This is a genomic window from Shewanella sp. Choline-02u-19, assembly GCF_002836205.1.
Lineage (GTDB): Bacteria > Pseudomonadota > Gammaproteobacteria > Enterobacterales > Shewanellaceae > Shewanella.
Map to the genome: position 1 here is coordinate 236,934 of NZ_PJBE01000013.1, position 19,861 is coordinate 256,794.

A 19,861-nucleotide genomic window follows, 5' to 3' on the forward strand; every position below is an offset into this window, starting at 1 on the left:
TCCTATCGATAATTGACGATGTGGTTATTATAGGAAGGCTAAGATGAACATAAGCTGAAAGTAGAAAAACAGCGGTTATAGGCTGGTGTTGTTATATTTAGTGTTTGAAAATAATGGTAAAAGAGGCGCCTCCTAACCGTTGAGATTGACTAATGGATAGCTGACCATGGTAGCTATCGACCAAATCACGCACTATGGCTAATCCGATCCCGTGGCCCATTTTGTAAGAGTCGGCCCGAATCCCGCGCTCAAATATTTGCGCTTGTAGGGTTTCATTTACGCCACTTCCGTCATCTTCCACTTGCAGCACTAGCGCCGCCCCATTCTGAGTGATGCTGAGCAGTACAGTGCTCGCCGCTGCTTTACAGGCATTGTCCAGTACATTACCCAAAATCTCAGAAAGATCAGCTTCATCACCCTTAAAAATGGCCTCACGGTCAACGTTTTGCTTAATGGTGATGAGTGGTTGGCAGTATATTTTGGGTAGGTTTCGGACCAGTTTATCTGAAATGTTAACCACGGGGATTCCAAGATGCCAAGCACTGCCGGCAGCCGATTGAGCACGTTTCAGTTGGTGGCCAATAATACGGTTTATGTGAGTGACTTGCTCAAATGACTCAGGGCTTAAATCGGTCTGACTTTGAATAACGGCTAGCGGCGTTTTAAGGCTATGAGCAAGGTCTGCTAATGCATTTCGGTAACGTTTACGTTGATTTTGTTCGGTGCTTAGCAAGGTGTTTAATTGCAGTGCAACAGCTTGAAGTTCCGTTGGGTAACGATCAGAAAGCTGATTTGCTTTGCCATTTTCGATGGCACTGAGCTCGGTTTCTAAACTTGAAAGCGGCTTTAACGTCCACCATAGCCAAGTCATCTGTATGGCAAGCAATAAGCCCATAAGGATCATTAACCAGCGCCAAAGTTGCTGAGTAAATTGATCTACCTGTTGTTGAAACTCTGTTTGATCTTTAATGATATGAATGGTGATCGGGAATCGACTATTTAAGTGCTGACTTTCACTGTTTATTGCAGTTGGTAGTTCGAAACTGACACTAAAGCTGTATATCAGGTGTGGTTGGCCATTGAGCTCTATTTCACTGAATTGGCCTTGCCCTTTATTCGGTATAGGCAGCTGATTTGGCAGTTCTATACCCAGTAATGAGTCTGAGCGCCAAGCGATTGTTTGAGTGTCTTTTGAAGTGATATTGGTGCCGTTTAATGGTGTTGCTGATGGCGATGTTTCAATAATTTTTGCATTAAAGGCTGTACGACTCTTGCTCTTAAGCACTGATGTATTTGGAGTGCTAATGGCGGCATATAGGCCTGATTGAATAACGTTGAATTGGTTTTCGAGTAGTACTTCAGGCATCAATACGCCGTCACTGCTCACTTCTGTAACGGCTAAAATAGCGTAAACATAGGCTTTCAGCTCATTCATTGATGCGCTTTTTACTTGTTGTTTAAAGGCATCATTGAGGGTGAAACCAATCAAGGGCATCAATATTAAAATAAGCAGCAGCGCACTCACAATTAGCCTAGCTTTGAGCGAGTGCATGACTTTGGGTAACCGCCTTACTGAGAGCATGGTTATGATGACTTCTTAGGCTCAGGGAGCGGTTCTAGTTTTGTTAGTCGGTATCCTTGCCCCCGTAAAGTTTCGATCATTCCAAGTTGATTGTCAGGATCGAGCTTTTTCCGTAGACGCCGAATAAACACCTCAATAACATTGGAGTCGAGATCAAAGTCTTGGTCATAAATATGCTCGGTGAGTACCGTTTTAGATTTAACTTCACCAATATGCAGCATAAAGTATTCAAATAGCTTGTATTCCGAGCCACTAAGATTAATCAGTTCACCATTTTTAGTGAGTTCTAAGCTACTGGTATTGAGAGATAAAGGGCCGTTGTTAATCACTGGACTGGCTTTTCCTGCGCAGCGACGTATCAAAGCTTTTAGTCTTGCTATCAACTCCTGCGGGTGAAAAGGTTTAGTGAGGTAATCGTCCGCTCCGGCGTCTAAACCTTCGACTTTATCTTGCCAGCTATCACGAGCCGTTAAAATTAAAATAGGAAATTCAATCGCTAGCGCTCTGAGTTGAGTGATAAGCGCAATACCGTCAAGTTTGGGAAGTCCTACGTCAATAATCGCGGCATCGTAGTTGTACTCCTGCCCTTGAAAAAGACCTATCTCGCCATCATCGGCTGTATCGACAGTATAGTTAGCGGCTATCAAGTGCTGCTTAAGATTGCTCTGCAGTGCGAGATCATCTTCAACGAGTAACAGTCTCATATTTGTTCCTTTTGGTTGCAGTTAGTTACGGCGCACGCGGCCTGTTTTGGCATCAACAGTGACGTAAAAAACCACCCCATCTTTTGAAAGTAATTTGACTCGATAACCTGGATTACCATTAACACGAGCAGACTGAACTTTGAGGATCTTTCCTGGATACTGGCTTTTAACTAATTGGGCTGCTTGTTGTGAACTTTTCACTTTAAGTGACTTGGCATCACTATTCGTTGCCATCGCCATGGAGGCTAACGAAATAGTGGCGTAATGCCCGCCAGCATAGGCTGGTAAGGAGCCTAGCGTCAGTAGCGGTATTAATATCAACAGTAGAACAGCTTTCATTAAGAGCACCAAAGGGTTGAGATGTTACCAGTTTAAAAGATCCCGCTAGATTAGTCATCATTCCTGCATCGAGAGCGTGTTTAGCTTGTTAGATATACCGTTTTTAAGATGAACCCAACCTGAATTGCCCAATGGGGATCCGTTAAGTCGCTGATTTTGACGTTCAGCTTGTGTTCATTTGAGTTGGCCTCTAATGATCTCAACCAAATGAATCGCTAGAGGTGATGATGAAACAATTAAAAACCCTAACCAAGCTATTGCCATTTTTTCTGAGTACGTGTTTATTGCCGATGGGCGCAGTAGCACAAGAACATAACCAAGCTAGTAGTATCTCTGCGGGATATATGCAGGATAAGGCATTCACAATCTCCTCAGGTCAGAGCCATCAATTATCAGCAGCTCAGCGAGAGTTATTATCAGCGCAACGCTTGCAGGTGAGCCCAAGTTTACTAAGCCCAATGAGCAGGGAGCAAGTGATCCAAACGCATATCGATAAAGCGCAGAAGGCTATCATCAAGCGCCAAGCCACAGCATCACCCGTTTTATTTGCCAATGGTATCTATCGAGATTTCTATATTTACGATGCTTACAGCCGCTTGTTTGTTGATAATGACGTTGATGGTTTTTATCAGACCTTTAGTGTGACCTTTGATGCGGACGTTAGTGGGGTATACCTCAATGAAAGAGCGGATGTGTTTGCGGAGCTTTATCTTAGCCGCAATGGAGGTCCTTGGGAGCATTATTACACCACTGACATATTCAGTATTGTTGGTGATGTCACCGATGATGACTTTGAGGTCTTAACCACGTTGGATGTGGGATTTACTCCAGATCATTACGACGTGCTTATCGATCTCTATGAAGTCGGCTACGGTGATATTGTGGCGACAGTAAGCTCAAATGATTTTGATAGTCTCTACGCCTTACCGCTGGAAAGTACCGATTGGGATAATGACTATATTGAGGATGATAGCGATTATGCGGGAAGCACATCTTGGTGGGCACTGCTTGTTATATCGTTAGTTGTTCTTATGCGCAGGACGCGATACGACAATAACGATAAATAGTGTGTTTGGAGATAGGCCCTCTAACCATAAACATTGATAGTTGATTTGTGGACTGACTATCAATGTTATAACCGAAATAATGAGCTGTTAACCGAACATTTAGCGAGGTTTTCTAGCAATATGAGGCAGTGATGTTGACTATTTAAGTCTGTTAATACTCTATCTATCTATTTATTTGTAATAGCTAATGCAAGAGTTCATCACGCCGCAAAACCTGACATATCTCCTTCCGCTACAAGGCAATGAAATACATACTTTTAAGTGGCTTAGGTATCAAATGCTTGTTAATTTTTTTACTAAACTATGCAGGTGTTTCCTTATTAATCACTAACTGCTGCATTGAACATAAGCATTATATGTTCGCGGCAACTAACTATTCTGCTTGATTATTGTTCATTCTACTTATGTGGAGTGAAAATAGTTTTGACTGGTTACATTTTAAATGTGTGACTCAAGTCACCTATCTTATTGCTGTATAAAGATTTTTTTGCAATTTACATTGTAAGCTTTTTATATAAAGTCGAGTAAAAACAATTACAAACAAATCTCCTTTGTATTAGTTGTTTAAATGCTGGTTGCAATGTTAATGATAATGGTTATCATCTCGGCGCATAATACTTAAGTAGGGTTTGAGATGAAAGGTTTTCATTATTCCATATTAGCAATTGCGTGTGCATCGACATTTTTACCGACAACAATTTATGCAGCAGAAACCGCTGAAGCGAAAAGTAACATTGAGCGGATAACGGTTTATGGTAGACAAAACCAAGTGGTGATGAACTCGGGATTAGCAACCAAGTCTAATATGTCACTCATGGAAACGCCTGCGGCAGTGGTTATTGTTGATGAAGAACTGATTCAAGCACAAGGTGTCGATAATCTACAGGATTTGATACGTAATATTAGTGGTGTTACTCAAGCAGGTAATAACTATGGCATCGGTGATAATTTAGTTATTCGTGGTCTAGGTGCTAATTACACCTATGATGGTATGTATGGTGGTGCTGGATTGGGTAATTCATTTAACCCTACTCGCTCATTGACCAATGTTGAATCTGTAGAGGTCTTAAAAGGGCCTGCGACTGGGCTTTATGGCATGGGCAGCGCGGGTGGTGTGATTAACCTTATAGAGAAAAAGCCACAATTTGAGTCTTCAAATGAGTTTACTGCTGAAATCGGTCAATGGGACACCTATTCATTTTCTGTCGATAGCACGGGCGGGATCACAGACAATCTAGCTTACCGAGTTGTAGCGAAAAGTGCTCGTAGTGATGGTTTCCGTGAGATTGGTACTGATAGAGATGAGGTTTACACTTCTTTAAAATATATCATGAGTGATAGCCAAGATCTTATGTTATCAGCAACTTATATTAAAGATGCTATTGCCGTTGATTCAATTGGTCATCCTATCCGGATTTTTAATTCTGATTCTGTAGGCGGCAAAGGAGCTGGAGACGTTAGTTGGGAAGATCTAATTAATGACCCGAATAACGCAGGGCTTCAATTAACTGATGCGCAGCGGCAACAGCTAGCAGGATCGCTTTCAAGTAGTGACGGCCAAACACCATATGCTTTTGGTCATGCGGGGATTATCTCTCCAATGGCAAAAGATAATGAAGGCGAAGAGCTACGCTTTAAGTTAACCCATAATATCTATTTAAACGATAATCTCTTTCTAAATCAACAATTACAATACCGTGACTATACCTCAGGCTTTGCTCGTCAAACAGGTGCTTATAACTATGTTTATTGGGACCGACGCGGCAAGATAAATGAAGATCCACGGGCACCATTAGTCGAAAATGGCGTGTTATATCCATTTGCAGGGCGTCGCCAGGAATATCGTAAAGTAGAAGCCGATGAAACGTCATGGCAGTATTTTGCCGATCTTCGTTATGATTTTGAAATTGGCAACATGGAAAATGAATTATTAGTCAATGCTAACTTTGAAGATAGAGATATCAGAGTTAAGCAATATTCAATATATGATGCTGATAAAGTGATTAAGAACAAAGCAGGTGACACTATTTATCAGGGTGCTCTGCCTTATATTTATGATATTCGTAATCCCAATTGGGCGAAAGGGAGCTTTGAAGATCATGACCCGTTGTTGACGAGTAACTATACTAAAAAGGTTAATGCTTGGGGCGTAGGTCTGCAACATGTAGGATATTTTGATTATGGCTTTACCACTCGTATTGGTGTGGCATTTAATGATATTAAGCAAACTTATCAGCATTTAGGAGTTGATTCTAGATATTCATCAAGTAGAGCTGAACCGAAAGATAAAGCTGATACTAATGATGACGGAATTACTTATAACCTGGGTGTGACTTACATGCCTACAGATGATATCTCTTTTTTCTATAATCATTCAAAAGGTCGTACTGCATATAGCATATTAGGAAGCCTTACTGGTGAGGTTACTGATCGAAAAGATTCTGAATCTGTTAGTGATGACTTAGGTATTAGGTATAAAGCCTTTGAAGATCAAATGTTAGCGTCATTAGTTTTCTTTAAGAGTGCGCGTACTAATTTACAGTACAGTAATCCTGACTATGAAGCTGGTATTTCAGCCCCTAATGTTGTCGAAAACTTCTATGACGGTAAAGAGGAAACAACCGGTGTAGAACTTGATTTAAATGCGCATATCAATGAGCAATGGATGGTTAACGTTAACGGTGTTTATCAAGATGCACGTGATAAAAAAGATCCTTACAGAAGTAGCTATGATACACGCCAGAAAGGTGTTCCTTATGTCACTGCAAGTGCATGGGTGACCTATGGTGCAGATTGGTTCACACTCGAAAGCCCAGTCAACATCAGTTTAGGTGCTAAATACGTCGATGATCGCAGTACTAACTCCGATTCATTTGGGATCCCTGATGGTTATGTGCCGAGCTACACCGTACTTGATTCTGCAATTAGCTATGATGTAGAACAATGGAAAATACAGCTCAATGTTAACAACCTCTTTAACGAAGAGTATTACAATAAAGCGATGTTCCTAGGCGGTATGCCCGGAGAAGAACGTAACGCCAAGTTGTCGTTAACTTACCGTTTGTAGCCGTAAATTAACCCTATAAAAATGCAGCCTTATGGCTGCATTTTTATTAATTAAAAGGCTACGAGCGTTATTATTTTAGTCAAATTCCTTACCCTTTTGTTTTCATCTGCCTAAATGAGTTGTGCGGTGTGTTTTATATTGGGATTAGTATTCGCTCTGTTTTGATTTCGCACTTTAATAATTCCTATGTTAGCTTAACCTTTAAATAACCGTTTGAAATGGATAGCATCGTTATGACAATCTCTTCGAAAACACCCATTGCACTTAGCTTATGCTTTTTGTTCACAGTGGCATTAAGTGGTAACGCCGTAGCTGCCAGCTTGAGTGACTCTGTTGATAAAGCGATGCCGAAACTTGAGGCGTTGTATCTGCATCTACATCAACATCCAGAGCTGTCCTTCCAAGAAAAAGCCACAAGTGCCCGCATGGCAAAAGAACTCGCCACGCTGGGGTTTGAAGTGACTGAGCAATTCGGTGGATATGGCGTTGTTGGGATATATAGAAATGGCGATGGGCCGACGGTCATGATAAGGGCTGATACCGACGGACTGCCCATCATTGAAGAGACGGGTAAACCATACGCTTCTACAGTGACGACTAAAGATGCGAGTAATAACATGGTAGGCATTATGCACGGCTGTGGGCACGATATTCATATGACCAGTCTGATTGGCACCGCGGAGCAGCTAGTGGCCAATAAAGCTGACTGGAAAGGCACCTTAATGATGGTGGCACAACCCGCAGAAGAGGTGGGTGGTGGCGCAAAAGCGATGCTTAAACAGGGCCTTTTTACTCAATTTCCCACACCTGATTACATCATCGGTTTGCATGTTAGCGCGGGGATCCCTGCCGGAAAGGTGGGTATTGCTCCAGGGTATGCTTTGGCTAATGTTGATTCAGTGGATATAAAAGTAAAAGGCAAGGGTGGACACGGCGCTTATCCGCATGCAACCAAAGATCCTGTTGTGTTAGCCTCTCGAATGGTGCTGGCACTGCAAACCATTTCGAGTCGAGAGATCTCACCGCTTGAGCCCAATGTGATCACCGTGGGTTCTATTCATGGTGGCTCGAAACACAATATTATTTCAGACGAAGTGAAGCTGCAGTTAACACTGCGGTCATATAATCCAGATGTGCGCTTGCAACAAATTGAAGCGCTTAAACGCCTTACTAGAGGGATTGCTATCAGTGCGGGCTTACCAGATGAGCTAATGCCTGAAGTGTATGTCCATGAAGAGGAAAGAATTCCCTCTACCTATAATGACCCCACACTGGCTGCCAATGTACAGGCGAGTATTGAGCAAGAACTTGGCGTTGAAAATGTGCTCAAGTCTGAGCCTGTAATGGCCGGAGAAGATTTTGGCTTATATGGTCTTACCGCTGAAAAGCGCCCCATCACCATCTTCTGGCTAGGCGCTGTGGATCCAGACTCGTACCAAATAAGTTTGGACAATGGATCCACATTACCTTCATTGCATTCGAGTCAATTTGCACCCGATTACCCACTTACGATCAATACCGGCGTTCGCGCCATGAGCCGCAGTGCGATGAACCTTTTTAATCATCATTGAGCTAAAGAGTTACCTAGTACCTTGTCGTTTGTTCTCTACTTTAGTCAGTAATGCCATTGTTTCAGGTTTTAAATCAATAAGGTCTTTTTGAGTCACAATCGCTACTGAACGTTGAATACTTTTATAGGCTTGTGAGTAGTTATGCTGTAGCAGTGCCAGTTGGGCCAAGTTATTCAAACCAATAACTTGGCCTGGTTGATAACCGACCATTTGATGGTAATCAACTGACAGCTGATATTGCTGTTTAGCGGCGGCATAGCGGCCCAGTCGTTGATTTACATGCCCGGCCCAAGCAGCGACATAAGCAAGGTAAAGCCAGTCTTGTGAATTTGCCGCACTCCTCCGGCTCTGAGATAGGGTGGATAGTGCGCGGGCTAGCTCCCCTTGCTCAATATAGCCTTTTGCCAATGTTAACCCTAATCGAGCTGACTCACGGCGGTTATCGGTTGATTCAGCATGTGTTAACGCTGCCGATACGATGTTGTTTGCGGCTACAAATTCTTGCTGCTTGAGCAGTATTTCTGCTATTTGTCTTTGGGCGATGAGATTGCCAGGATCCGAACTTAATAAAGTATAAAGAGTTTCACTCGCAGCAGTAGTTTCACTGTATTGCAGTTGTTTAAGGGCTAAAATAAGCAGCGGATTATTAAAATATGCTCGGCTTTTAATGCTGTTTGTATTGGCTTTAGCCTGGGTTTTATTATTAATAAGCTTAGCTAAATCAAGATACAGCGATTCAATATCGTCGGCTTGTATGTTGCCATTCTGATGCTGGCTAGGACCATATAAATTGAACTCTAGCTGGTAACGGTTATTGTGTTCAGTAATGGTGGATTCCACCACTAAAGAGGCACCCGATAAGGTGAGTAACTTGGTTACCTGCAAAGGGCGGCTGTCTTCAATAAAGCTTGAGCTTTGAAGTACAAAGTTGATGACATCTTCAACTTGTAGAACAGGAAAGGCATTAGAATTATGGAGTTGAGCAATGAGACTTTCTTGATGGGCATATTGTTGCCAAAGAGGGTTGGTGGCACTCTGAGTTATTTTTACTGGGAGTATAATAATGGCGCCATTGTCTAAAGCCACTTGCTCATCGTGTGGATAATAAATGAAGCTTAAAAGTACTATAATTGCCAAAGCCGCCATTAATAATGGGATAGCTAACTTGCGTTGTTTTAGTGGTTCTGGATTTACAATCATAAATGCCTTTTATTGATTTTATCACTTAAGTATAACGTGTCAGTTGTTAAAACAATGACTTTAATAAAGGGAGCTAACTTGATCCTATCAAGAGCCTTCTCTTTAAGTTGAACTCGTTAATGGATTGATTCATTAACTTATTGATAACTAGCGTAACAATATTAGTGGGATGAGTCTTTCTATTTTATTTGAGTGAATACTATTAGCGCAATGGGGCCTGTAACGCAGCAGTTAAAGTATTAAGGCAATCTGAGCTAAATAAACTCGAAAGACTGTGTATCTATTTTATTATTTAATAATGGTTATATTTTAAGTGTAGTAAGCAACCCGTTAGCTGCGTTTAAGATACAGCAGGATAGTCAACCTTTTAAAGATCAACTATCCCGATAGTAAATTTTAAACGTTCCAAGGGTTCAGCGGTAACTTATTAGCGTCTTTATTCGCTTTGCTTTTTGAATCCTGTTGGCCGTTACGCTTTTTATCTGCTGCAGTATTTGCACTACGTTTAGGTTCTCGTTTTGCCATATCTTGACTTTTTTCTGTCATTGTTTTGAACTTCGGTTTGAAATTCAATACCGATATTGGCACGTCTTTTTGAGGAGTAAAGCCGTCAATCTCTCTGCGCTCTATTAGTTTACCCAGTCGACTTTCAATCATGCATAAGTTTTTGAAATCATCTCTTGAAACCAAAGATACTGCTTGGCCATTGGCCCCAGCACGACCTGTACGACCAATACGGTGAATGTAGTCATCGGCTGGATAGGGCAGGTCATAGTTAATCACCAAAGGTAATTCATCAATGTCCAGACCACGGGCTGCAACGCCAGTGGCGACCAGTAATCCAATGTTGCCGGCTTTAAAGTCGGCCAATATTTTTTCTCGAACCTCTTGGCTTCTGCCGCCATGAATACACTCGGCAGTAATGCCTCGCTTTTCGAGTTGGCTAACGAGTTTTGCAGCGCCTTGCTTGGTTTCGATAAAGATCAGCGCTTGCTGCCAATCATTTTCTTTAATTAAGTGGCTTAATAATGCTGATTTTTTATCTTTATCAACAGTGATGAGCCATTGTTCTATTTTGGGCTTGGAATCTGTATTGGCGATGACAGATATTTCAACGGGTCTGTCGACAGTGGTTTTTGCCAGTGCCTTAACTTGATGCGACAGCGTGGCTGAGAACAGCAGACTTTGTCTGTCTGTTGGCAACTTATCCATGATCTTGTCGATGTCTTCGATAAAGCCCATATCGAGCATTCTATCGGCTTCATCGAGTACTAAAATTTCTAGTTCATCAAAATGAATTGCCCGTTGGGTATACATATCAAGTAAGCGACCAGGTGTAGCGACCAGTATGTCCACGCCTTCTAGCAGGCCCTGTCGTTGTGGTTCGGCATCTACGCCGCCATACATAGCCATTGAAGTAAGGTCTAAGTGTTTACCGTACTGAGCTATATTCGCTTCAACCTGCACTGCCAGCTCGCGGGTCGGAGTGAGGATTAACGCTCTAATACGTTTTTTGCGCTGAGTTTGCGATTGGCTGAGTATTTGCAATATCGGCAGTACGAAGCTTGCGGTTTTACCGGTACCAGTTTGCGCGGCTGCAATCAGATTTCGGCCGCTTAAGATCACCGGAATACTCTTAGCTTGGATTGGGGTTGGGGTGGTGTAACCTTGTTCGGCTACAGCGGTAACGATTGGATTGCTTAATCCAAGCTTTGAAAACGGCATGGTGAGTCTCAGTTATCTATTGTGATGTTGCTTATTGCAGTTAAAGGCGGCGTGATGGCACTGCCACCATCTTTTATTATAACAGCATGTCGCGACTATCGGGTGATATTGTTATCTCAACATCGGCTATTTCATGGTGACCTTACCGCCAACAAATTTATAGGCCGGGGCGCCGCGGACGAGGGTGTCTCTGGCAAACACTTGCCCGCATTGAGGGCATGTACAGGGTGCGTTGGTATAATCGGTCACAATACGCTCTTTGAAGCATTTGACTAATGCACCTTTGCCCCCTTTTCGGTACTTATATAGTAGCACTCGACACTTAGCGCAGAATATCTCAACGGTTTGTGTCGGTCCTTTTTTATTTGGTTTTGCCATTAGTCATCTTTACAGTTTGCCCTTGTAGACAATTCTGCCATATCGAGCGATAAATGCAGCTACTTATTCGGTTTTTAATAGAAGGTTAGACTAATTTCAAATGGGTGTTTAACAAATCTGTAACCCAGTTTATGATGATCCATATACAGGAGTGCTATCACTACAGGAACGTAATGAAAAAAATAATAAAAATAACAGCAGTTAGTTTGCTTTCTATCGTGTTTATCGCCGCCGTAGGCGTTTATCTATTACTCTTTATGAGCTTACCAAAGCTGGATGCATCCATAGAAAGTGATGCCGTAAGTGATAATGTCAGTATTGAAAGAGACCGGTTAGGCACCGCAGTGGTCACGGCCAGCCATCGCCAAGATGCAGCCTACGGCTTAGGATATGCTCATGGGCAAGATCGCTTTTTTCAAATGGACCTCTTAAGACGTAATTCTGCTGGAGAACTATCAGAAATCTTTGGGGAAAAGGCACTTGAGTTAGACAAACGTCACCGTTTTCACCAATTAAGAAAGCGCGCCAATAACATTTTAAAAACGTTGCCAGAAGCGCACATCAAGACCTTAACCACTTATGCTCGAGGCGTGAATGACGCCGTTGCTGCTCAATCTATGAATGCTTTCGAGTATCTTGTGACAGGCGCGAATCCTCGTCCATGGGAACCTGCGGATAGTTTACTGGTGATCTACAGTATGTACCTTGATTTGCAAGGAAATACGATTAAACGAGATTTGACGCTTACTCATATACAGTCGATGTTTGGCGCTGAAATGGTGGCGTTTATTATTCAACCCAGCCAATATCAGGCGCCACTAGATGGCAGCTTAATCAGCTTAGCACCACCGTCTATCCCTCAGCTTTCGCCATTATATATCAGTCAGGCACTGCCAAAAGAGATTGCTGAACCGCTGGATATCGGCAGTAACAACTGGGCAGTAACAGGTGAGTTGACCCAAAATGGCAATGCCATGTTATCCGATGATATGCACCTGTCTTTTGCTGTGCCTATCATTTGGTATCGTGCTCAGCTTAATTATCAGCATAACGGTGAAGATATTAGTATTACCGGTGTTTCACTTCCAGGCGCTCCAGCGATTGTGGTTGGCAGTAATGGCCATGTGGCATGGGGTTTTACCAATGCCTATATTGATACCGCAGACTGGATTGAAATTGATGATGATACCGAACTGACCTTTGAAGATGAAGAGATAAGACTGCCTGATTCAGCGGTTGATTATAAGATCCCTATGTCTCGATTTGGCCCGGTAAAGCAGGTGTCTGAAAAGCGTTATGCACTCTCTTGGGTAGGGCATCAGGATTACGCTGTCGATATGTCACTCGTCGAGCTCGATAGCATCAAAGATGTGCAACAAGGCATCGCCATTGCTAGTAATATGGGCATTCCAGTGCAAAATATGATGCTAGTTGATACCGCTGGTAACGCAGCATGGAAGCCAGCTGGCGCTTTTCCATCAAGAACTAATCCCAGTGAGGTTGCAATAGCCGAGTCTGACTATCAAGCTGATAACTGGCTTATCGATCAAGTGGCTTTACCTGAGGTTATTAATCCTGATACTCATCGGTTGTGGTCTGGAAACTCGCGTGTGGTGTCGACCAAGCAACACAAAGAGTTAGGCAATGGAGGTTACGCTCTTGGTGCTCGTAGTACGCAAATTCGAGACCGACTTTTTGCTGGAAAAGATTTTACTGTCGATGATTTTTACCAACTACAATTGGATAATGAAGCACGATTCTTACAGCCTTGGCAGCAACAGCTAATCACGGTGTTAAGTACTAAGCCCCAGCGTTTCGCTAAAGATATTGTTTATCTAAACAATTGGAAAGCATGTGCTTGTAGTGACTCAGTGGGTTACACCTTAGTCAGGCAATATAGACAACAGCTTATAGATACTACCTTTGCCCCTCTCGAAACTCAGTTGGCGCTTTCTTCGCTAAGTTTATCGCCAGTTAAACGCGACCTAGAGCCTGCCATGTGGCAATTAATCAACGCACAACCAAAATTTTGGTTGCCGACAAAATACACAAGTTGGTCAGAGTATATGCTCAATGTATATCAAGAGAGTAAACAACAACTGTTGGCCAAACATAGTCAAGACGACAATATGGATGACTTAGCATGGGGAAGTGTTAACGAGCTAAAGATACAGCACCCATTTTCGAAACAGATCCCGATATTAAGCACGCTGTTAGATATGCCTACCGTCACCGGATTTGGTGATAGCTATATGCCGGCTGTTCAAGGAGCCTCATTCGGTGCATCTCAGCGTTTTATTGTTCAGCCAGGTGATGAAGCTAATGGAGTATTAGCGATTCCAGGGGGGCAGTCTGGCCACCCATTATCAGATTTTTATAGGGCTGGTTTTACCGAGTATGCTGCTCAGCAACAGACGCCTTTATTGCCAAGCAGGCGACTGCATCGAATAGAGATTAATGCAAAAGAGGTAAGTATTAATTGATGCATTAGGCTCATTCAATAAAGGTACTTTGGTGCCTTTATCTTCTGCTCAGCGGTTATCAATATGAGTTCGATAAATTGGTGATAAATAAAAGGTGAAGATATAACGCTGACTATTTACTCGCTAACAGCACATGTGGTGGCATATATGCTCTTAGTTGTATCATTGTGCCAAAATAAACATCTATTTCATTGCGTTATATCTAATCTCTTATTTTTGACGTCAGGTTTAATACTAAACATAATGTTTGGTATTTGTTAATATGCGATACAAATAATTACATCTGAATGAAAACTCAATGATTACGGCTAAATATATTGGTGTTGTCTTAGGGCTACTCAGTTTATCAGCATGTCAAAAAGGCCTGACTTTTGAGATCGCCCTCGCAGCTGAAACAACCCGTTATAGTGAAGATACACAACAAGAGTCTGTTGCATGTGATATTGGTATCTATGCCATTAATGAAATGGACTTTGGGGTTAAAATTGCCCCAGAGTTGACTATTTTTACCGACAATGAACAGTACACCATGAAGATAAAGTCATGGGGAGATGACTGGGATTACTTAATAGGCAAAGATGGCGATCAAGCCAGCAGGCAAGGTTTGTGTTTTAAAGAAATTAATCAAAAGTCATTTGGTTGCGATGAAGTACTTTCGGCACTGAGAAATAAACAGTACAAATTAACACTCAATCGGTGTGAAAAACTGGACCAATCGCCGCTTGATTGCGAGATTGATGTTGAGCTTGCAAATGGAGGCATTCGATTTAAAAAAGATGAGGAATTGACTCTACTCTAATTTGCCTCTCAATATATCTATTTATAAATATATCAACTTTTCCATTTTTGAGATTAATAACATGCAATGCTGTTTTATTCATTTCCAGCTTTAACCATCGTCATCTATAATCCTTTTACGTCCCCATTCAATCTGTAAAGTGTGTGCTAAAACCTATTATCTCATTTATTGTTCTGACTCTTTCCTTTTTTACCTGTTCAGCTATGGCTGCAGAAGATGACCTTCGTCAAAACAGCTGGGGACAATTCATCTTTGAAAATGATGCTTTCGGTGTGCTAGAACCCACTGATGATGGCTACAGCAATGGTGTTGGTTATGCATGGGGAAAGGCGCCTATCGCTAACTTTGACGATATTGATATGCCAGATTGGGTGCGATGGGCTAGCGATTGGACCTATATTAACCAAGCTGATAGAGGTCAATACACTTTAAGCTATGCCATTTTACAGGGGATGTTTACCCCATCAGACTTAGAAGATCGCCAACTCATCCCTGATGATAGACCGTACGCTGGAGTACTACTTTGGCAGGTCAAATTACGCCAATTTGAGGATGATATTGCAACCAGTTTAATACTTGATGTCGGTGTGGTTGGCCCCGCTTCATTCGCGGAACAAACGCAAAGTATCATCCACGGTATGATTGGTGCTAAAGATCCACAAGGGTGGGACTATCAAATTGATAATGAGCCTGTTTTTCGTGTCCAATCTGAGTATTTATATCGTTTTGCTCAATTAGCACTATCACACCGTGTGGCAACTGACGTGAGCTTTTACACTCAGGCCGGAATCGGTAATTTACTTAGCGATGCGGGCTTTGGATTAACGTTTAGAGTCGGCAGTGGGCTTGATGAAACCTATGCCAGTATTAACCCGACCGCATCTCATAGCGCCAATCCTTATGCCTATATGTCTGATCGAGGGTTTAACTGGATGTTATTTATGTCAGCTTACGGTCGTTACGTGCTGAATGACATCACTATGGATGGTAATACTTTTAAAGATAGCCACTCTGTGGAACTCATTCATGAACAAGGTCAGCTTAGTATGGGGTTTGCCATGCGCTGGGGAAGTTGGGGGATTTTATTCTCTACGCTTCGAGGGAGTCAGCAATATGAAGGGCAGATACCCAATACTAACTATGGCGCGGCCAGTATTAGTTATCATTATTAGCCGTAATGGTCACTTTATAATACTGGTTCCTTCCACTTTTCTTGGCTTGGTAAAGCGCTTTATCCGCGATTTCAGTGATCTGTTTTCCGCTAATAAAGGTCTCTGCACAGTATGTCTCTACTGGCGCAGGTAAGACTTGGCATACCCCAAAACTCACAGTGACAAAATCTGCCACATCAGAGCTTGGATGAGGTAAGGCTAAGGTTTGCAGTGATTCTAAAATGCTTGCTAGCTTACGTTCAAGCGGAGCGAATGGAATATCACTGTAGAGCATTATAAATTCTTCCCCGCCAAAGCGTGCACACATATCCTCAGCACGTTGAAAATGTTGGTCCAATAAAGCGGCCACGGTTTTAAGTGCTTCATCGCCCGCAATGTGTCCTAATGTGTCGTTATATCTTTTAAAATAATCGATATCAGCCAATATCAGTGTGAAGCCAATGTTCTGCCGCCTTAATAATTGAATTTGAGCTTCTAAGTGCAATTCAAATGCACGGCGATTAGAAATTTGGGTTAACTCATCGACATAGACTTGCTGACTCAATAATGTATTTTGCCTCTGCACTGTGCTCATAAGTGCGTTGAAGTGAAATGATATCTTTCTTAACTCGGTAATAATGTAGTTTTTTGGCAGTTCTTTGTAACGTTGCTTTTTGTCCATGGCTTTAACATGTTTTGCAAGGCGTTGAATTGGGCCAATAATGAACCCAGCAAGCAGCAGATAGACGGTGATGACCAGCACTATCATCGCAAGTACCAAGCTGAGCATACCAAGGCCCCAAATGGAGGGAGTCTGGCTATTGGTATGATATAAGGTGATTTTGAGGATCGGTTCTCCGTTAGTATTGCGGATTAACCTGCGGGTGAAAGGGGTTATTTGGGTCAGTTTCACTGCAGCGTTCCAATCTTTGAGCCCGTCAATATCTATATTACTGTTGACTGGCGTTATAAGTACTGGCGTTGCTGTAAACAGTGATAGCTCATCGATTAGCTCTTGGTTAATGAGGCGGATAAATACCAGAAAACCATTAGAGGCTAAACTTTTGTCAGAAAGTAAAATAGGGGTAGAACTGTAGAATGCCGCCCCTGATTGGGTGGAGATAACGCCCGTTTTAGGGATGACTTTTTTGCCATTATAGGGAGTGTCGATTAACACCCTATTTTCAGGAGAATCCTCAAAGTTATGCAAGTTAAAACTGAGATCGTGTTTGTTTTTATGGTGGTAACCTTTTGAGTATAAGAGCTTGGATTGGTTGTTGAAAATAAATACACCGTCAATTTCTAATCTGATGAATGTATCATTGAGATAGTTTTCAATTAAGTAACGCTGGCTGTGCGGCGAATTAGGTTGCTGTACAAATTCATAGGTCTCATCCCAAACGGCATAATCGTAATTTAGGGTAACCATGGGTTTATTAATTCGATTAATAGCAAAAACCAAGCTATTTAACTCTCGTTCAGACAGCTTGAGCATGGTGGCTTCAAGTTGTGGGATCTGAATGAAAATGCGATAGCTGAGGATCACCGCAGTGAATAACACGACGATGAGCGTAAATACCCTAACTTGAAGTTGGTTGAAACTTAGAGTTCTCAAAATCTCTTAGGTGCCTCTATAAACAGTACTTTTAGTGGCGTGTACTGGCGAGAATTTGAGTTAATTGTAGCAGTGGCTAGATAATTCGCTTGGTCTTTGGTGAGGTAAGTTGTTGTAAATGTATTGCCATTAATCAGCCTTTTGGAAAGAGGCTTTAACTATGCGAGTCGTGAAATTGCGTAAAGAGCGTTCTCGTTTGAGTATAGATAACCATTAAGCTAATTTGAAATACAAGGTGCTTATCACTAGCACCTGCACCACATAAACCAAAAGTTGCATTCGAGCTTGACGATGTTTTTTGGCTTTCAGATAAATGGTTTTATGGGTAATTTTTTGTAGTAAAATCAAGATTTTGGTGGATAAAAGCAAAAGTAATGCTTAAGTGTTTGGGAGTTCCAAGCTCCTGTCAGACCTGCGGTTCAAGAGTTTTAACTGCATTATAATATTGATACTCTGCAATGACAGAACACATCATCAACAATCCCCAGGTTGAAACGAGAATAGTAAACACAATGACTCCAAATGAATTTAATATTACCTGACCGAGAGCATAGTAAAGCTGCTTTATACTTTTTTACTTACAAGCATTTATACTCTGCTCAACCTAATAAGCCAACTCTGTTCCAACAACCTTAATATCATCTAGGTTTGAACGGAATACCTGTTGTTTTTAAGCTTGCACTCTCATCAGTTGGAATCGCTTTGATAGAGTCATAAAGGGTGACAGTTTGTTTGCACTAATCGGGTCAATATACAACTTTAAGTCGTTCTCGGTGGCTATGCCGTTCGTATCACGAGTGACTACTCTTACCGTTGCTGGTTGCTGAATGAAAGTGGGGTTCGTGTTCAGGGAGTGCAGATGGGTTATTTTCTGAAAGGTGAAGGGGGAAATACCAGCTAGTACTTTTATACTAAGCAGTGTTTATTACTGTTTTACCTCCTTTTTAAGTTAACTATTATCAATGAGACTAGTTACCTAATCTGACTTTTTTTTATACACTTCCTGTGTATACTCTATGTTAAATGACCGCTTCGATGTTCCCAAAGGTGCAACGCAATGCTTACAATTCTTAAGAGATGCTCTCACTGTTTGTTGACACTCTTTGTGTCTGTGGCGCTTTTTGTTAGCAGTTTCGCCGCGGCTTCTGAAGATCGCAGCGTACATTCATCAGTCGAAAACAACCCCTCACTTAAAACTGAGTTATCTCCTGCATATTTTTATCTAGGTGCAGAGTTAGGGGTTAACTATTATCAGCATGGTTGTGAATCTTGGAGCCTAGATTGTGATAGAAACAGCAACGCGGCTGGTTTTTTTGCGGGTTACCAGATAAATAACCATTTTGCTTTTGAAGCTGCTTATCTTGATTTAGGAGAAGCAAATGCCACTTATTTAGAGGGGGGTATAGCACAAAAGTATCAAGGAACCATGCAAGGGTTGAATTTGTCAGTACTGGGATCTATTGAACTGAACGAGGACTTATCTATTTTTGCGAAGGTGGGTGCGTTTAACTGGCATGGTGAAAACTCAGGGCCATTCTCAACCGTATCTGAAAATGACTGGGCGCCTAGCTTAGGTGCAGGAATGAGTTATCAGCTAACGGATTCATGGCAAGCCCGGTTTGAATATCAATATTTTCATCAGTTAGGTAATGACATCTTAGGTGGCACCAATGCCCATGTTACGGCTATCGGAATAAGTTATCAGTTTGGCCGAACGAGAGCGGCACCAATGACAGAGTCCCCAGTGACTGAAATCAGCATCAATGAAACAAAAGTCACAGCCGCCGTGGTAGCCACGCCTCCGATAGTATTGGAACAGATAACGTTCCCTTATCTGTTTGACTTTGATAGCAGTGAATTACACTCGAGCGAACCATTGCAAGTCATCGTTGAGCGTTTAACAAGATATTCACAAGCACAGGTTATTTTACGCGGATACTCTGATTCCAGAGGAAGTAGTGCATATAACTTAGCTCTCTCGAAGCGACGAACCACGAGTGTTTATCAATATTTGATTGCTCAAGGCGTCAATGATAAACAGATTGTTAGTGAGTATTTTGGTGATCAAAACCCCGTCACAGATAACTTGACCGAAGAGCATAGGCATTTGAATCGCCACGTTCAAATATTGCTACCACAACTCACTCTTCCAGAAGTCATGCCACAGCAGGAGCAATAAT

14 protein-coding genes are annotated in these 19,861 nt (G+C 42.0%); 7 read left to right on the plus strand and 7 right to left on the minus strand.

What is annotated here, in order from left to right:
* Positions 1-97 precede the first annotated feature (97 nt).
* Genes CXF83_RS07880 through CXF83_RS07890 form a run of 3 tightly spaced genes read right to left on the minus strand, consistent with a single transcriptional unit; the run spans position 98 to position 2,625 of the window.
* Positions 98-1,552: an ATP-binding protein gene (locus CXF83_RS07880; protein ID WP_232775069.1), complete on the minus strand. Its 1,455-nt coding sequence runs from the start codon at positions 1,550-1,552 to the stop codon at positions 98-100.
* Positions 1,553-1,584: 32 nt separating this feature from the next.
* Entirely contained in the window at positions 1,585-2,286 is a 702-nt protein-coding gene (locus CXF83_RS07885; protein ID WP_101092686.1) for a response regulator transcription factor, read from the minus strand.
* A gap of 21 nt (positions 2,287-2,307) precedes the next feature.
* Positions 2,308-2,625: a PepSY domain-containing protein gene (locus CXF83_RS07890; protein ID WP_101092687.1), complete on the minus strand. Its 318-nt coding sequence runs from the start codon at positions 2,623-2,625 to the stop codon at positions 2,308-2,310.
* A gap of 227 nt (positions 2,626-2,852) precedes the next feature.
* Here CXF83_RS07890 and CXF83_RS07895 point away from each other — a divergent pair, with 227 nt between their 5' ends.
* The 3 genes from CXF83_RS07895 (at position 2,853) to CXF83_RS07905 (ending at position 8,330) form a co-directional block, all read left to right on the plus strand.
* Positions 2,853-3,692 carry a choice-of-anchor H family protein gene (locus tag CXF83_RS07895; RefSeq protein ID WP_232775070.1) on the plus strand — a complete coding sequence of 280 codons (840 nt, stop codon included), beginning with the start codon at positions 2,853-2,855 and terminating at the stop codon, positions 3,690-3,692.
* Between the two features lie 634 nt (positions 3,693-4,326).
* The gene (locus tag CXF83_RS07900) at positions 4,327-6,759 is read left to right on the plus strand and encodes a TonB-dependent receptor (protein ID WP_101092688.1); all 2,433 of its coding nucleotides are present in this window, start codon (positions 4,327-4,329) and stop codon (positions 6,757-6,759) included.
* A 233-nt stretch (positions 6,760-6,992) separates the two neighbouring features.
* Positions 6,993-8,330, plus strand: a complete 1,338-nt coding sequence (locus CXF83_RS07905; protein WP_101092689.1) for a M20 metallopeptidase family protein — start codon at positions 6,993-6,995, stop codon at positions 8,328-8,330.
* Positions 8,331-8,339: 9 nt separating this feature from the next.
* On the opposite strand, the gene CXF83_RS07910 is transcribed toward CXF83_RS07905, so the two are convergent.
* The 3 genes from CXF83_RS07910 to CXF83_RS07920 all read right to left on the minus strand — a co-directional run bounded on the left by CXF83_RS07910 (position 8,340) and on the right by CXF83_RS07920 (position 11,633).
* Positions 8,340-9,530 carry a tetratricopeptide repeat protein gene (locus tag CXF83_RS07910; protein WP_101092690.1) on the minus strand — a complete coding sequence of 397 codons (1,191 nt, stop codon included), beginning with the start codon at positions 9,528-9,530 and terminating at the stop codon, positions 8,340-8,342.
* A gap of 396 nt (positions 9,531-9,926) precedes the next feature.
* On the minus strand, positions 9,927-11,255 hold the full coding sequence (locus CXF83_RS07915) for a DEAD/DEAH box helicase (protein ID WP_101092691.1): 1,329 nt from the start codon (positions 11,253-11,255) through the stop codon (positions 9,927-9,929).
* Between the two features lie 126 nt (positions 11,256-11,381).
* Positions 11,382-11,633 (minus strand): hypothetical protein, encoded by a 252-nt coding sequence (locus CXF83_RS07920; RefSeq protein ID WP_101092692.1) that lies wholly within the window; start codon positions 11,631-11,633, stop codon positions 11,382-11,384.
* A gap of 173 nt (positions 11,634-11,806) precedes the next feature.
* Here CXF83_RS07920 and CXF83_RS07925 point away from each other — a divergent pair, with 173 nt between their 5' ends.
* The 3 genes from CXF83_RS07925 to CXF83_RS07935 all read left to right on the plus strand — a co-directional run bounded on the left by CXF83_RS07925 (position 11,807) and on the right by CXF83_RS07935 (position 16,087).
* Entirely contained in the window at positions 11,807-14,116 is a 2,310-nt protein-coding gene (locus CXF83_RS07925; RefSeq protein WP_101092693.1) for a penicillin acylase family protein, read from the plus strand.
* A 298-nt stretch (positions 14,117-14,414) separates the two neighbouring features.
* Entirely contained in the window at positions 14,415-14,915 is a 501-nt protein-coding gene (locus CXF83_RS07930; protein ID WP_101092694.1) for a hypothetical protein, read from the plus strand.
* A 203-nt stretch (positions 14,916-15,118) separates the two neighbouring features.
* Positions 15,119-16,087, plus strand: a complete 969-nt coding sequence (locus tag CXF83_RS07935; RefSeq protein ID WP_101092695.1) for a lipid A deacylase LpxR family protein — start codon at positions 15,119-15,121, stop codon at positions 16,085-16,087.
* Here CXF83_RS07935 and CXF83_RS07940 read toward each other — a convergent pair.
* Complete coding sequence (locus CXF83_RS07940; protein ID WP_145991699.1) at positions 16,071-17,681, minus strand: sensor domain-containing diguanylate cyclase; 1,611 nt, start codon at positions 17,679-17,681, stop codon at positions 16,071-16,073. The two genes, CXF83_RS07935 and CXF83_RS07940, sit on opposite strands and share 17 nt — an antisense overlap.
* 1,057 nt (positions 17,682-18,738) lie before the next feature.
* Between CXF83_RS07940 and CXF83_RS07945 the strand changes: the two genes are divergently transcribed.
* Positions 18,739-19,860, plus strand: coding sequence for an OmpA family protein (locus tag CXF83_RS07945; protein WP_101092697.1), 1,122 nt, complete (start codon positions 18,739-18,741; stop codon positions 19,858-19,860).
* Position 19,861 lies beyond the last annotated feature (1 nt).

What these genes read in the sequence shown, in the direction of transcription:
- CXF83_RS07880 (WP_232775069.1), bottom strand. Translation starts at nt 1,552, where the DNA reads ATGCACTCGCTCAAAGCTAGGCTAATTGTGAGTGCGCTGCTGCTTATT.
- CXF83_RS07885 (WP_101092686.1), bottom strand. Translation starts at nt 2,286, where the DNA reads ATGAGACTGTTACTCGTTGAAGATGATCTCGCACTGCAGAGCAATCTT.
- CXF83_RS07890 (WP_101092687.1), bottom strand. Translation starts at nt 2,625, where the DNA reads ATGAAAGCTGTTCTACTGTTGATATTAATACCGCTACTGACGCTAGGC.
- CXF83_RS07895 (WP_232775070.1), top strand. Translation starts at nt 2,853, where the DNA reads ATGAAACAATTAAAAACCCTAACCAAGCTATTGCCATTTTTTCTGAGT.
- CXF83_RS07900 (WP_101092688.1), top strand. Translation starts at nt 4,327, where the DNA reads ATGAAAGGTTTTCATTATTCCATATTAGCAATTGCGTGTGCATCGACA.
- CXF83_RS07905 (WP_101092689.1), top strand. Translation starts at nt 6,993, where the DNA reads ATGACAATCTCTTCGAAAACACCCATTGCACTTAGCTTATGCTTTTTG.
- CXF83_RS07910 (WP_101092690.1), bottom strand. Translation starts at nt 9,530, where the DNA reads ATGATTGTAAATCCAGAACCACTAAAACAACGCAAGTTAGCTATCCCA.
- CXF83_RS07915 (WP_101092691.1), bottom strand. Translation starts at nt 11,255, where the DNA reads ATGCCGTTTTCAAAGCTTGGATTAAGCAATCCAATCGTTACCGCTGTA.
- CXF83_RS07920 (WP_101092692.1), bottom strand. Translation starts at nt 11,633, where the DNA reads ATGGCAAAACCAAATAAAAAAGGACCGACACAAACCGTTGAGATATTC.
- CXF83_RS07925 (WP_101092693.1), top strand. Translation starts at nt 11,807, where the DNA reads ATGAAAAAAATAATAAAAATAACAGCAGTTAGTTTGCTTTCTATCGTG.
- CXF83_RS07930 (WP_101092694.1), top strand. Translation starts at nt 14,415, where the DNA reads ATGATTACGGCTAAATATATTGGTGTTGTCTTAGGGCTACTCAGTTTA.
- CXF83_RS07935 (WP_101092695.1), top strand. Translation starts at nt 15,119, where the DNA reads ATGGCTGCAGAAGATGACCTTCGTCAAAACAGCTGGGGACAATTCATC.
- CXF83_RS07945 (WP_101092697.1), top strand. Translation starts at nt 18,739, where the DNA reads ATGCTTACAATTCTTAAGAGATGCTCTCACTGTTTGTTGACACTCTTT.